Source organism: Actinoplanes sp. NPDC004185 (genome assembly GCF_053603475.1).
Map to the genome: position 1 here is coordinate 14307 of NZ_JBSGFR010000023.1, position 13697 is coordinate 28003.

Genomic DNA, 13697 nt, shown 5'->3' on the forward strand with positions numbered 1-13697 from the left:
GGCATTTGCCGCATTGCGCGGCAATTGCCGAGCCGGGAAGCGGCCGCTCGACGGGAGTTTTCCGGGCTGTTTCCGTTAACCTCACATCGCCCCCCCGCATCTCCCGCAGTCCCCGCCCGGAGGAACACGTTGCCGCTGCTCTACTCGATCGGCAAAGTCACTGTCGGTCACGCGATGACGCTCGGCTGGCGGCCGCACGTCGAAGGTCTCGAGAACATCCCCCGGACCGGCGGCGCGATCTTCGCCGGCAACCACCTGTCCGTCGCCGACGAGCTGTTCCTCGGCGCCGTGGTGCCGCGGCACATCGCGTTCTGGGCCAAGGCCGAGTATTTCCGCGGTGGCGGCATCGGCGGCACCATCACCAAGTTCGTGATGCACGGCCTCGGCGCGATCAAGGTCGAGCGCGGTGGCGGCCGGGCCGCGCTGACCGCCTTCGACGGCGCGATCCCGGTGCTCAAGGCCGGTGACATGGTCGCGGTCTACCCCGAGGGCACCCGCTCCCCGGACGGCCGGCTCTACCGCGGGCGTACGGGCGTGGCCCGGCTCGCCGTCGCGGCGGGCGTGCCGATCATCCCGGTCGGCATGCTCGGCACGGACAAGGTGCAGCCGATCGGGCAGCGCTTCCCCCGCCCCGGCAAGGGCCAGGTCACGATCAAGTTCGGCGCGCCGATCCCCACGGCCGGCCGCAGCGACGACCGCACCGCGCTGCGCGCGCTGACCGACGAAGTCATGGCCGAGATCCAGAAGCTCACCGGCCAGGAGTACGTGCCCCGGTACGCACCGCCGCGCCAGGCCTCCTAGGGGGCGCTCGAGCCGCGGGCCTGCTCCTGCTCGACCAGTGCCTCCAGGTCGGTCAGCCGGTGCAGGCCCTGCATCGGCCGGCGCATCCGGTGGTTGTTCGCCAGCTGCTCCTCGTGGCGGTCCAGGAAAGCCCAGTAACCGGCCGTGTACGGGCACGCGTCGTCACCCACGCGCACCTTGGGGTCGTACCGGCAGCCGCCGCAGTAGTCGCTCATCCGGTTGATGTACGCCCCGCCGCCCGCGTACGGCTTGGTGCTCATCCGGCCGCCGTCGGCGTACTGGCTCATGCCGACCACGTTGGCGGTCATCACCCACTCGTAGCCGTCGACGAACGCCCGGTGGAACCAGTCCGCCATCGCCCCCGGCCGCCAGCCGCGCTGCATCGCGTAGTTGCCGAGCACCATCAGCCGGGGGATGTGGTGCACCCAGCCGCGGTCGCGGACCCCGGCCAGCACGTCCGACAGGCACCGGGCCTCGACGGCGTCGGCGTCCAGCTCGGCGAACCAGCGCGGCACCGGCTCGCTCGCCTGGAGCTCGTTGGCGCGCCGGTAGCCGGGTTCGAAGTACCAGTACAGGTGCCAGACGAAGTCGCGCCAGCCGATGAGCTGCCGGACGAAGCCCTCCACGCTGGCCAGCTCGGCCCGGCCCCCGCGGTACGCCGCCTCGGCCTGCTCGACGGCCTCCAGCGGGTCCAGCAGGCCCAGGTTGAACGCGGCGCTGAGCCGGCTGTGGGCCAGGAACGGGTCCCCGGCCAGCATCGCGTCCTCGTGCGGCCCGAACGCCGGCAGCCGGTGCCCGACGAAGTGCCGCAGCCGCTCGACCGCCTCGGCCCGGGTGGCCGGGAACAGCCGCGGACCGTCCCGGCCGATGAAGGTGATGCCGTCGTCGCGCTCCCAGCGGTCCAGGTCCTCCCGGACGGCCGCGTCGATGTCGTCCTCGCGGAGCTCCGGCGGCTCCTCGACGTCGAGCCGGGTGACGCCGCGCGGCGGTGGCTCCCGGTTCTCCGCGTCCAGATTCCACGTGCCGCCCGCCGGCTCGGTGCCGTCCATGAGGACGCCCAGGCGGCGCCGGGCGTCGCGGTAGAAGTCCTCCATCCGCAGGCCGCGCCGGCCGTTGGCCCAGGCGACGAACTCCGGCGGGGCGGTCACGAAGCCGCGCGGCGGCAGCAGCTCGGCGCCGAGCCGCTGGACCAGCCCGCGGGCCGCACGGGAGGTCGGGTGGCAGACGCTCAGTGGCTCGCCGAGGTCGCGTACCGCCTCGGCGTAGGTCTCGGCCCGCACGAAGACGGCCTGGTCACCGAGCTCGGCCGCCCGGTGCCGCAGCGCGGACAGCACCAGGTGGGCCTTCTGCCGGTGGAACGCCCGGCGCCGGAACACCGCCTTGGACTCCACCAGCAGCACCGGCTGGGCGGGGTCGTCGAGGAAGTGCGGGCCGAGCTGGTCGGCGAACAGCCAGCGGCGGGTCATGCCGCATTCCTACCCGCGGGTGAGCACCGCATTCCGCAGGACACCCGTGAGATCCGCGCTCTCCTCCACGGAACGCCTGGTCATCAGCACGGTGGCGAGACTGCCGTGGTCGGCCCAGGCACACACCACGACGGCCTTGCCACCGGAGCGGCCGACGCCGCAGCGCTCGTGCACGCCGGTCTCGCCGAGGTCGTAGGACTGGATGTCCTTGATGGCGTACTCACTGCTCAGGTGGGTGATCTCGGCCTCGACGTCGGACTCGGGGGTGAGCCGCAACCCGGTCGTGCCGAACATGGTCACCCGCTTGCCGTCGCCGTCGGCGTAGACCCCGGCGAAGACATCGCCCTGGACCAGGCTGGTGCCGCTCAGCTGCTCGGAGAGCTTCTCGACGGCCCGCCGGCTGGCGCCGTCGTCGCGCAGAGCCAGGTCGGCCACGGACTGGGGCAGGGCGGCCGAGACCGGATACTGCTGGGCGGCCGGCCAGGCGAGATAGGCCGGTACGCCGCAGCAGCAGACGGCGCTGAGCAGCGTGAACATGGCCAGCCGGCGGGGCCAGCGGCGTTTGCGCCGGGGCGGGGGCGGCGGGCCCTTGCCGGCCGGGCCGGACTGTCCCGGCCAGCCGGGCGCCGGGCGCTGCTGGACCGGCCGCTGCTGGGTGGCCCGTTGCGGGACCGGCGGTGGCGGGAGCGGCCGCTGCTGGGCCGGCCCCGAGGCGGCGGGCGGGACCCAGGGCGAAGGGGCCGGGGGCCGGGGCTGGACCGGGAGGCGGTTGGCCGGGGGCTCGGGGGTCTGCTTCGCGCGGTTCTTGCGGCCCCAGCGGCGGCGCTGCGGTGGATCTCCGGCCGGGGGAGTTGTGCCGGCGCTCGCGGGCGGCGGGGCCGGGACCGGGTTGCCGGCCGGAGGGCTTCCGGCCGGCGGCTGCACCCGCGTCGGCGGCAGCGGCGCCTCTGAACGGGCCGGCGGCAGCGGCGCCTCGGAGCGGCTGGGCGGCAGCGGCGGCTCCGAGCGGGTGGGCGGGAGCTGTGCCTGCATCCGGGTCGGCGGGAGCGGACTGTCGATCCGGGTCGGCGGCATCGCCTCCGGGAACGGGATCTCCGCCTGCCAGGGGGTGTCCTGGTCGGCCCAGGGGTCGACCGCCGGTGTGGTGGACCAGTCCTCGCTGTCCGCCCACGGGTCGGCCGGTGGCGGCGGCTCGTCGGCCGCGGCCTGGGTGCGGCGGCGCGACCACCACGCCTGCTTGGGGACCGGCGGCGGTACGGCCGCCGAGCCGCGCGCTCGGGTCTCCGCCGCCGTGCCGGGCGCTCGGGTCTCCTCCGCCGAGCCGGGCGCTCCCTCGACGGCGGTGGGGTCGGGGGTGGCGTTCGGCGGGGTTCCGGCGGCCGGATTCTCCGGCTGCTGCTCGGTCATCCGTCGATCCCCTTCCGCTGCTCGCCCCCGGCCCGCGAACCGGGCGTCTTCCGCCAGGTTAGAGACGGGCCGCCACCCATCGGCGGAGATCAAGGCCTCGGATCGACGGCCGTGGCGGCCCGCCGGCGCTGCGGACCAAACGCGAGAACGGACACCCGGGGCGATGTGCCGGACGGTGCGGAGTCGTATGGTGACCCGGTGGTGAGTGCAAGGAAGGCGACCGAGCGGAACGCCGTGACCATGACCGGCCGGGCCCACGCCCAGCCGATGATGTTCGCGCACGGGTACGGCTGCGACCAGAACATGTGGCGTTCCGTCGCACCCGCGTTCCTGGACACCCACCGGGTGGTGCTCTTCGATCACGTCGGGGCCGGCCGGTCCGACCTGAGCGCGTACGACGACCAGCGGTACGCCGACCTGGACGGCTATGCCCAGGACATCCTCGAGATCATCCACGAGCTGGACCTGCGGGACGTCATCTTCGTCGGCCACTCGGTCAGCGCGATGATGGGCGTCCTCGCCGCCAACCGTGAGCCCGGCCGCTTCGCCAAGCTGATCCTGATCGGCCCGTCCCCGCGCTACATCAACGACGGCGACTACCAGGGCGGTTTCGACCACAGCGACATCGAGGCGATGCTGGAGTCGCTCGACAGCAACTATCTGGGCTGGTCGAGCGCCATGGCCCCGGTGATCATGGGCAATCCCGACCGGCCCGACCTGAGCCAGGAGCTGACCAACAGCTTCTGTGCCACCGACCCGGAGATCGCCCGCAAGTTCGCGCACGTGACGTTCATGTCCGACAACCGCAAGGATCTGGGCCAGGTCCGGATCCCCACGCTGATCCTGCAGTGCGCCGACGATGTCATCGCGCCGGCCGTGGTCGGCGATTACGTGCACAGCAACATCCCCGGGAGCACACTGGTGGCCATGAACGCGACCGGGCACTGCCCGAACCTCAGCGCTCCCGCCGAGACCATCGCCGCGATCCGGACCTTTCTGTAGAGCGATGACGGAGAACGGCGGCGGTGGGCCCGACGTGACGCAGGACCTACGGATCCCCTGGGAAGAGGATCCCGGGGACCTGTACGAGCACGCCCCCTGCGGCTACCTGACGACACTGCCCGACGGCACGATCGTCAAGGTCAACGAGACGTTCCTGGCCTGGACCGGTTACGCCCGCGGCGAGCTGATCGGGCAGCGGCGGTTCCGGGATCTGCTCAGCGCGGGCGACAAGATCTATCACGAGACGCACTACGCGCCCCTGCTGAGCATGCAGAACGACGTCCACGAGGTGGCCTTCGACCTGATGCGGGCCGACGGGGAGCGGCTGCCGATCCTGGTCAACTCCAGCCTCGGCCGGGACCCCAACGGGATGCCGCGGGTCATCCGTACCACGATCTTCAACGCCAGCGAGCGCCGCGGCTACGAGAAGGAGCTGCTGGCCGCCCGGCGGGCGGCCGAGGCCTCCGAGCGGCGCGTCCGCGCGCTGCAGCAGATAGTGGCCGATCTGGCCGCCGCGCCGACCGCGGCGGAGGTGGCCGACGCCGTCGTCCGTGCGCCCGGGCCCGCCTTCGGTGCCGCTTCGGCGACCGTCTGGCTGGCCGACCCGGACCGCGACCGGCTCACGGCGGTGGCCGGCACCGAGTCGGCCGCCCTGACCGGCGACGACATCCCCCGCGGGTCGTCGCGGGTGATCGCCGAGGTGGCCCGGCGCGGCGACCTGCACGTGGTCGGCTCGCTCGACGAGGCGCAGGAGCACTTCCCGGAGCTCGCCGCCTCCATGCGCCGCACCGGACGGGCCATGGTGGTGCTGCTGCCGCTGACCGCGGCGCCCGCCGGCGACCCCGCCGCCGTCGAGGTGCTCGGCGTGCTCGGGTTCGACTTCGGCGAGCCGCGCGAGCTCACCGACAGCGAGCTGCGGGTGGTCCGGCTGCTCGGCCACCAGGCCGGTCAGGCCCTGGACCGGGCCCGGCTCTACGATGACGCCCGCCGGCGTGAAGCGCTGGCGGTCTTCCTGGCCGCGACGACCCGGGCGCTCGAGGTGGAGTCGCGGCTCCTGCCGCGGGCCCGCATGCTGGTCGAACGCACGGTTCCCGAGATCGCCGAGTGGGCGGCCGTGCGGCTCCAGGTCGGCCCGGCCGGCCTGGTCGCCGAGGCCGGTGGGCCCGCGCCCGACCCGCAGCGGCTGGCCGAGCGGGTCGCCCAGGTGCTGCTCGACGGCGAGGCGCAGTTCAGCGACGACCAGGAGTTCGACACCGAGTGCGCGGTGCTGCCGCTGGCGGCCAACGGCCGGGTGCTCGGCACACTCGCTCTGCGGATGGCCCCGGAGCGGCGCACGGCCGCGGCCGAGGCGGTCTTCCTGCGGGACCTGGCCGACCGGGCCGGGCTGGCCCTGGAGAACGCCCGCCTCTACGAGCAGGAACGGGCCATCGCCCGGACCCTGCAGCGCAGCCTGCTCGCCGGCGACCTGCCCTCGGACCCCCGGTTCGCGGTCGAGACGCATTACCAGGCGGCCGCGCACGACCTCGAGGTCGGCGGTGACTGGTTCGACGCCTTCCTGATCACGCCGGACAAGCTGGCCGTGGTCGTCGGCGACGTGGTCGGTCGCGGCATCGACGCGGCCACCACCATGGGCCAGCTGCGCAGCGCCATCCGCGCGCTGGCCTCGGCCGAGGCGGGCCCGGCCCGGCTGCTGGAACGCCTGGACCAGTTCGTCGAACGGGTCGAGTCGGCCCGGATGGCCACGGTCGCGTACGCCGAGGTCGACCTGTCGTCCAACGAGATGGTCTACGCCTGCGCCGGCCACCTGCCGCCGCTGCTCACCGAGCCCGGCGAGCCACCGCGCTACCTGCTCGACGCCCGTTCCGGGGCGCTGGGCTCGCGCGCCGCCCGCCAGGCCCGGATCGAGCACCGGACGCAGCTGGCGTCGGGCAGCCGGCTGCTGCTCTACACCGACGGGCTCATCGAGCGCCGTACCCGTCGCATCGACGCCGGCTTCGAGCTGCTGGCCCGCACGTACGCCGGCAAGCGGGACTCCCCGCTGCCCGGGCTGACCGCGTCCATCGCCGACATGCTCGTCGGTCAGGAGCACGCCGACGACGTCTGCCTGCTGTGCCTGGCGCTGGGCACCGAGCAGCGGCTGGAACGCACGATCGGCGCCGACCCGGTGCAGATCGCCCTGCTGCGCAAGGACCTGCGCGGCTGGCTGGTCGCGCACGCCGTCGACGACGAGAGCACCCAGGCCGTGCTGCTGGCCTGCTCGGAGGCGGTGGCGAACGCCATAGAGCACGGCTACCGGGACAACCCGCTGGGCCTGGTGGAGGTCGTCGCCACGGTGTCGCCGGACACGGTCGACGTCCGGATCACCGACCGGGGCGTGTGGGCCGAGCCCGAGCCGGGTGGCGCGCGGGGCCGCGGCCTGCAGCTCATCCGCCAGGTCATCGACGAGGTCGCGTTCGACCACGCCGGCGGGACCACGGTGACCATGCGGCGGATCCGCCGGGAGGCGCGACGATGACCGAGCAGTGGGTGACTTTCGCCAAACTGGGTCAGACCGATCTGGTCCGGCTCGCGGGCGAGATCGATCTGGCCAACGCCCCGGAGATCGGCCGTGAGATCGTCCGCCGGACCGGCCGGGCCGGGGCCGTGGTGATCGACCTCACGGCCGTGTCGTTCCTGGACAGCGCCGGTGTGCGGCTGCTCGACGCGCTCGTCGGCGACCTCGACCTGCAGGGCACCCCGATCCGGCTCGTGGTCGGCGCGACCGGCGCGGCGCGGATGACTCTGCAGCTGTGCGCGTTCCGGGATGATCTCCTGGCCACCGATCTGGACCGGGCCGCGGACGAATTGGGGGGTTGAGCCGCGTACCCTGGTGCCCCATGAGCGTAAGTTCCGTCTTCCCGCAGCTGGAGCAGCTGCTGCCCCGGGTCAGCAAGCCGATCCAGTACGTGGGCGGCGAGCTCGGCGCCGTCGTCAAGGACTGGGACGCCACCACGGTCCGGTGGGCGCTGATGTATCCCGACGCCTACGAGGTGGGCCTGCCCAACCAGGGCGTGCAGATCCTCTACGAGGTGCTCAACGAGCAGCCCGACGTGCTGGCCGAGCGCACGTACGCGGTCTGGCCCGACCTCGAGGCGCTGATGAAGGAGGCCGGCGTCCCGCAGTTCACGGTCGACGCCCACCGCCCGGTGCACGCCTTCGACGTGCTCGGCCTCTCGTTCGCCACCGAGCTCGGCTACACCAACATGCTCTCGGCCCTCGACCTGGCGGGCATCCCGCTGGAGAGCAAGGACCGCACGGTCGACCACCCCATCGTGCTCGCCGGCGGCCACGCCAGCTTCAACCCGGAGCCGATCGCCGACTTCATCGACGCCGCCGTGCTCGGTGACGGCGAGGAGGCGGTCCTCGAGATCACCGGCATCATCCGGGAGTGGAAGGCCGAGGGGTGCCCCGGCGGCCGCGACGAGCTGCTGCTGCGCCTGGCCCGCACCGAGAGCATCTACGTCCCGCGCTTCTACGACGTCGACTACCTGCCGGACGGCCGGATCCAGCGGGTCGTGCCGAACCGCCCGGACGTGCCGTTCCGGGTGCACAAGCGCACGACCATGGACCTCGACGCCTGGCCGTACCCGAAGAAGCCGCTGGTCCCGCTGGCCGAGACCGTGCACGAGCGGTACGCGGTGGAGATCTTCCGGGGTTGCACCCGGGGCTGCCGGTTCTGCCAGGCCGGCATGATCACCCGCCCGGTGCGCGAGCGCTCGATCACCACGGTCGGCCAGATGGTCAAGGAGGGCCTGGAGTTCTCCGGCTTCTCCGAGGTCGGCCTGCTGTCGCTGAGCAGCGCGGACCACTCCGAGATCGGCGACATGTGCTCCGGCCTGGCCGAGCAGTACGCCGACACCAACGTGTCGCTGTCGCTGCCCTCGACCCGGGTGGACGCCTTCAACATCGACCTGGCCCAGGAGCTGTCCCGCAACGGGCGGCGCACCGGGCTCACCTTCGCCCCCGAGGGCGGCTCGGAGCGCATCCGCAAGGTCATCAACAAGATGGTGACCGAGGAGGACCTGATCCGTACGGTCGTCACGGCGTACTCCAACGGCTGGCGCAGCGTGAAGCTCTACTTCATGTGCGGCCTGCCCACCGAGACCGACGACGACGTGCTGCAGATCGGCCGGATGGCGCACGAGGTGATCCGGGCCGGCCGGATCGCGACCGGCACCAAGGACATCAAGTGCACGGTCTCGATCGGCGCGTTCGTGCCCAAGCCGCACACCCCGTTCCAGTGGGCCGCCATGGAGCGCCCCGAGGTCATCGACAACCGGCTGCGGATGCTCAAGCAGGAGATCAACAGTGACCGGTCGCTGGGCCGGGCCATCGGCTACCGCTACCACGACGGCGAGCCGTCGCTGATCGAGGGACTGCTCTCGCGCGGCGACCGCCGGGTCGGTGCGGTGATCCGGCGAGCCTGGGACAAAGGCCAGCGTTTCGACGGCTGGAGCGAGCACTTCTCGTACTCCCGCTGGGTCGAGGCGGCCGCGGAGACGCTGCCGGCCTTCGGTGTGGACCTGGACTGGTTCACCACCCGCGAGCGCGAGCAGCTCGAGGTGCTGCCCTGGGACCACCTGGACTCCGGCCTGGACAAGGACTGGCTCTGGCAGGACTGGCAGGACTCCAAGACCGAGTTCGAGCAGGACGACTGCCGCTGGACGCCGTGCTTCGACTGCGGGGTCTGCCCGTCGATGGACACCGAGATCCAGATCGGCCCGACCGGCAAGAAGCTGCTCCCGCTGACCCCGACGAACGGGCTGCGCTCGCCCGCGCATACGCACTGACCAGGAGAAATACCATCGCCAAGAACCAGCCGGTGGGCGGCCAGGCCCCGGTCGTGCAGCGGATCCGCCTTCGGTACGCCAAGCGCGGACCGCTGCGCTTCACCTCGCACCGGGACTTCGCCCGGGCCTTCGAGCGCGCGCTGCGCCGGGCCGCCGTCCCGATCGCCTACTCCCAAGGCTTCACCCCGCACCCCAAGATCTCGTACGCGAGCGCGGCACCCACCGGCGTGGGCAGCGAGGCGGAGTATCTGGAGATCGGTCTGCAGGCCGAGGTCGACCCGGCCGAGCTGCGCGCCGCGCTGGACGCCGCGCTCTCGCCCGGGCTGGACATCCTCGACGCCGTGGTGGCCCGGGAGGGCAGCCTGGCCGACCAGATCAACGCCTCGCGCTGGCTGCTGGAGCTGCCCGGGGTCGAGCCGCAGGTCGCCGCCGACGCCGTCGCGGCGTTCCTGGCGGCCGAAGAAGTGCTGGTCGAGCGCATGACCAAGCAGGGCCGGCGGTCGTTCGACGCCCGGTCCGCAGTGACCTTCTTCGCTGTGACCAAGCTGTCTGGTGCACCTTCCGGGGCAGCGGTCGCACCGTGTGCGATAATCGACCTTGTCGTGCGGCAGGTCACTCCGGCCGTTCGACCCGATGACGTCCTTTCCGGCCTGCGTGTGGTGGCTGGCCTGGAGCCGCCGGTGCCCGCACGGGTTACCCGGCTGGCGCAGGGCACTCTCACGCCGCAGGGGGAGATCGTCGATCCGTTGGAAGCGGATCGCGAGGGCGCCACCATCGGAGGGCTCTGACCGATTCGGTCGGCGTCCACGTTGGCAGACTTCGGCAGCCCGTCCGACCTGGTCGGGGCCGAAAAACTTGCGGCGACCCTGCGTGGCAGCGCTCACCCGCGCCCGGGGCCGCCAGAACTGGAGAGCGCCCCATGCTCGATAACGAGCGCAACGAGGGCGGTGAACGGGACGGAGCCACAACTCCTCCCGTCGATGCCGCCGAGAGCACCACTCCCGCGCGCCGTACGCGTGCCCCGAGGCGGAAGGCGACACCCGCGGCCGCGCCGGCTGCGGACGCGCCCGGCGCCGAGCCGGGTGCCGCCGACGAGGCCGCCGGTGCGGTCGACGCGGCGGTGGAGCAGGCCCCCGCGGCTCCAGCCCGCCGGCGTCGTAAGGCGGCAGCGCCTGCTGCCGCTCCCGCGGCTGAGCCGATAGCCGCCGATCCCGCCGCGGTGGCCGAGAGCCTGCTCAGTGACGCTGAGCCGGTCGCGCCGGTGAAGGCCGTGCGCAGCCGCCGCAAGAAGGCCGTGCCCGCCGCCGCGCCGGTCGAGCCGGTCGAGCCCGTGGTGGAGCCCGCCGCGGAGGAGGAGCCGGTCGCCGAGGCCGCCCCCGTCGCACCGCCGGCCGTGGAGCCCGTGGTGGAGCCGGCCGCGCCGGTGATCGGTGTGCTGCCGCTCGACGACGACCTGGTGGAGGAGGCGCCCGCGCCCCGCAGCCGGAGCCGTAAGGCCGCCCTGCCGCCGGCCGTGCTGTTCATGCCGCCGGAGCCCGAGACCGAGCCGGCGCCGACCCGGCGCACCCGGCGTGGTGCCGCCGCGGCGCCCGTCGTCGCGCCGGCCCACGAGCCGATCGACGACGAGCCGATCACCGACGAGACCGAGGCCGACGAGCCGATCGCCGCCGAGGTCACCGAGCCGGAGCCGGTCGAGGCGCCGCGCCGGGCCACCCGCGGCCGTCGCCGCCGCGGTGCGGCCGCCGAGGAGCCGGTCGAGGTCGCCGACGTCGTCGAGCAGCCCGTGCTGGAAGAGATCGACGAGACCGCCGACGACATCGAGGACGGCGCCGACGACGAGCTCGACGAGGACGGCAACAGCCGTCGCCGCCGTCGCCGGGGCCGTCGTGGCCGCGGCCGGGGCAAGGGCCCGTCCGACGAGGGTGACGACATCGACGCCGAGGCCGAGGGCGGCGCGGAGGGTTCTGCGGACGCCGAGGCCGAGGCCGAGGACGAGGAGGACGCCGAGGACGGTGACGGGGTCACCCGCCGCCGGCGCCGCCGGCGTCGCAAGGGTGCCGGGGACGGCGAGACCGGCGGCATCGAGGACGGCGTGCACACCGTCGTCCGGGTGCGCGAGCCGCGCCGCACCTCGGACGAGGTGCAGGGCGTGTCCGGCTCGACCCGGCTGGAGGCCAAGCGGCAGCGCCGCCGCGACGGTCGTGAGCAGCGCCGCACCCGGCCGCCGATCCTGAGCGAGTCCGAGTTCCTGGCCCGCCGCGAGGCGGTCGACCGGGTCATGGTCGTGCGGCAGAAGCCCGACCGGACCCAGATCGCGGTGCTCGAGGACGGCGTGCTCGTGGAGCACTACGTCTCGCGCACCACGTCCGGGACCATGGTCGGCAACGTCTACCTCGGCAAGGTGCAGAACGTGCTGCCGAGCATGGAGGCGGCGTTCGTCGACGTCGGCCGCGGCCGCAACGCCGTGCTCTACGCCGGTGAGGTCAACTGGGACGCCACCGGGCTGGAGGGCCGGGCCCGCTCGATCGAGCAGGCGCTGCGCTCCGGTGACTCGGTGCTGGTCCAGGTCACCAAGGACCCGATCGGGCACAAGGGCGCCCGGCTGAGCAGCCACATCGCCCTCTCCGGCCGGCACCTGGTCTACGTGCCGAACGGCAACGCCTCCGGGATCAGCCGCAAGCTGCCCGACAACGAGCGCAAGCGCCTGCGCGACGTGCTGAAGAAGCTGGTGCCGGACGGCGCCGGGGTCATCGTGCGCACCGCCGCCGAGGGCGCCAGCGAGGATGAGCTGGCCCGCGACGTCAAGCGGTTGCAGGCGCAGTGGGACGACATCCAGGCCAAGGCGGCCGAGGGGCACGCGCCGGCGGCGCTCTCCGAGGAGCCCGATCTGGTCATCCGGGTGGTCCGGGACCTGTTCAACGAGGACTTCCGCGAGGTGGTCATCCAGGGCGAGCAGGCGTACGGCGAGGTGGAGAGCTACCTCGAGTCGGTCTCCCCGGAGCTGCTGGACCGGCTGCACCGCTACACCGGCACCGCCGACATCTTCGCCGACAAGCGCATCGACGAGCAGATCCTCAAGGGCCTGGACCGCAAGGTCTTCCTGCCCTCGGGCGGCCACCTGGTCATCGACCGCACCGAGGCGATGACGGTGGTCGACGTCAACACCGGTAAGTACACCGGTGCCGGCGGCAACCTCGAGGAGACGGTCACCCGTAACAACCTCGAGGCGGCCGAGGAGATCGTGCGTCAGCTGCGGCTGCGGGACATCGGCGGCATCGTGGTGATCGACTTCATCGACATGGTGCTGGAGAGCAACCGCGAGCTGGTGCTGCGCCGGCTGACCGAGTGCCTGGGCCGGGACCGGACCAAGCACCAGGTCACCGAGATCACCTCGCTGGGCCTGGTGCAGATGACCCGCAAGCGGATCGGTGCGGGCCTGCTCGAGGCGTTCACCGAGACCTGCGACCACTGCAAGGGCCGGGGCCTGATCATCCACACCGAGCCGGTGCCGGAGAAGCGCGTCCCGGGCGCGGCGACCCAGGTCAAGGCGGTCGCCGCGGCGGCCCGCACCGAGGCGCCGGCGCAGCAGCCGAGCACCAAGTCGCGGCGCCGGCGGGGCGGCGGCAACGAGCCGGCCCCGGCCGAGACCGAGCAGGTCACGCCGGAGACGGCCGCGGTCGAGGCCAAGGCAGAGCCGGTGGCGGCCGATCCGGCCCCGAGCGTCGAGGACCGGACGATCGAGGACCCGGCGGCCGAGACGGCGGGTCTGCCGGCCGGCCAGGCCACCGTTGCCCCCGCGGCGGGCTCCGGGATCGTGGCGCCCACCGCGCCGGCGCCCACCACGGCCTCCGACGACGACTACGACATCAGTGGTTACGACCTCTCCCGGTACGACACCGGCAGCAACGGCGCGGCCCAGCCGGCCGAGCCGCTCCAGCTGACCGGCTCGGACGACCCGGACGCGGCGGAGGACGAGGAAGAGGACGGCGACGACGACGAGCCCGTGGGCGCGGGAGCGGGCGGCCGGCGTCGTTCGCGGCGCGGCGGCACCCGGCGGCGGACCCGCCCGTAAGCGTGGTGGCCGGGCGGCCTCGGTGGGGATCTCCCCGCCGGGCCGCCCGGCGCAGCCACATTGATCTATCTCGGTTACCCTCGTGATCCCCCCAAGCCCCACCTGCGAGGAGTACCGATC

Annotated in this window: 9 protein-coding genes; 7 read left to right on the plus strand and 2 right to left on the minus strand. The window is 73.2% G+C overall.

Annotation, left to right across the window (positions count from 1 at the left end; translation table 11 throughout):
- The first annotated feature begins 129 nt into the window (after positions 1-129).
- Entirely contained in the window at positions 130-801 is a 672-nt protein-coding gene (locus tag ACWEOZ_RS23420) for a lysophospholipid acyltransferase family protein (protein WP_451912813.1), read from the plus strand.
- Here the strand turns inward: ACWEOZ_RS23420 and ACWEOZ_RS23425 are convergent.
- Together ACWEOZ_RS23425 and ACWEOZ_RS23430 are read right to left on the minus strand one after the other, a co-directional pair.
- Entirely contained in the window at positions 798-2267 is a 1470-nt protein-coding gene (locus ACWEOZ_RS23425; protein WP_451912814.1) for a cryptochrome/photolyase family protein, read from the minus strand. The genes ACWEOZ_RS23420 and ACWEOZ_RS23425 overlap by 4 nt on opposite strands.
- Positions 2268-2276: 9 nt before the next feature.
- Positions 2277-3674: a hypothetical protein gene (locus ACWEOZ_RS23430; protein WP_451912815.1), complete on the minus strand. Its 1398-nt coding sequence runs from the start codon at positions 3672-3674 to the stop codon at positions 2277-2279.
- 198 nt (positions 3675-3872) lie between these two features.
- Here ACWEOZ_RS23430 and ACWEOZ_RS23435 point away from each other — a divergent pair, with 198 nt between their 5' ends.
- From ACWEOZ_RS23435 to ACWEOZ_RS23460, 6 genes are all read left to right on the plus strand, one after another.
- Positions 3873-4676: an alpha/beta fold hydrolase gene (locus ACWEOZ_RS23435; protein ID WP_451912816.1), complete on the plus strand. Its 804-nt coding sequence runs from the start codon at positions 3873-3875 to the stop codon at positions 4674-4676.
- A 4-nt stretch (positions 4677-4680) separates the two neighbouring features.
- Positions 4681-7191, plus strand: coding sequence for a SpoIIE family protein phosphatase (locus tag ACWEOZ_RS23440; RefSeq protein WP_451912817.1), 2511 nt, complete (start codon positions 4681-4683; stop codon positions 7189-7191).
- On the plus strand, positions 7188-7532 hold the full coding sequence (locus tag ACWEOZ_RS23445; RefSeq protein ID WP_451912818.1) for an STAS domain-containing protein: 345 nt from the start codon (positions 7188-7190) through the stop codon (positions 7530-7532). Before ACWEOZ_RS23440 ends, ACWEOZ_RS23445 begins: the two co-directional genes overlap by 4 nt.
- 20 nt (positions 7533-7552) lie before the next feature.
- Positions 7553-9505, plus strand: coding sequence for a TIGR03960 family B12-binding radical SAM protein (locus tag ACWEOZ_RS23450; RefSeq protein ID WP_451912819.1), 1953 nt, complete (start codon positions 7553-7555; stop codon positions 9503-9505).
- A gap of 53 nt (positions 9506-9558) precedes the next feature.
- Positions 9559-10293 (plus strand): TIGR03936 family radical SAM-associated protein, encoded by a 735-nt coding sequence (locus ACWEOZ_RS23455; protein ID WP_451912909.1) that lies wholly within the window; start codon positions 9559-9561, stop codon positions 10291-10293.
- A 131-nt stretch (positions 10294-10424) separates the two neighbouring features.
- Entirely contained in the window at positions 10425-13577 is a 3153-nt protein-coding gene (locus ACWEOZ_RS23460) for an Rne/Rng family ribonuclease (RefSeq protein WP_451912820.1), read from the plus strand.
- Positions 13578-13697: the final 120 nt, after the last annotated feature.

What these genes read in the sequence shown, in the direction of transcription:
- ACWEOZ_RS23425 (WP_451912814.1), bottom strand. Translation starts at nt 2,267, where the DNA reads ATGACCCGCCGCTGGCTGTTCGCCGACCAGCTCGGCCCGCACTTCCTC.
- ACWEOZ_RS23440 (WP_451912817.1), top strand. Translation starts at nt 4,681, where the DNA reads ATGACGGAGAACGGCGGCGGTGGGCCCGACGTGACGCAGGACCTACGG.
- ACWEOZ_RS23460 (WP_451912820.1), top strand. Translation starts at nt 10,425, where the DNA reads ATGCTCGATAACGAGCGCAACGAGGGCGGTGAACGGGACGGAGCCACA.
- ACWEOZ_RS23450 (WP_451912819.1), top strand. Translation starts at nt 7,553, where the DNA reads ATGAGCGTAAGTTCCGTCTTCCCGCAGCTGGAGCAGCTGCTGCCCCGG.
- ACWEOZ_RS23430 (WP_451912815.1), bottom strand. Translation starts at nt 3,674, where the DNA reads ATGACCGAGCAGCAGCCGGAGAATCCGGCCGCCGGAACCCCGCCGAAC.
- ACWEOZ_RS23445 (WP_451912818.1), top strand. Translation starts at nt 7,188, where the DNA reads ATGACCGAGCAGTGGGTGACTTTCGCCAAACTGGGTCAGACCGATCTG.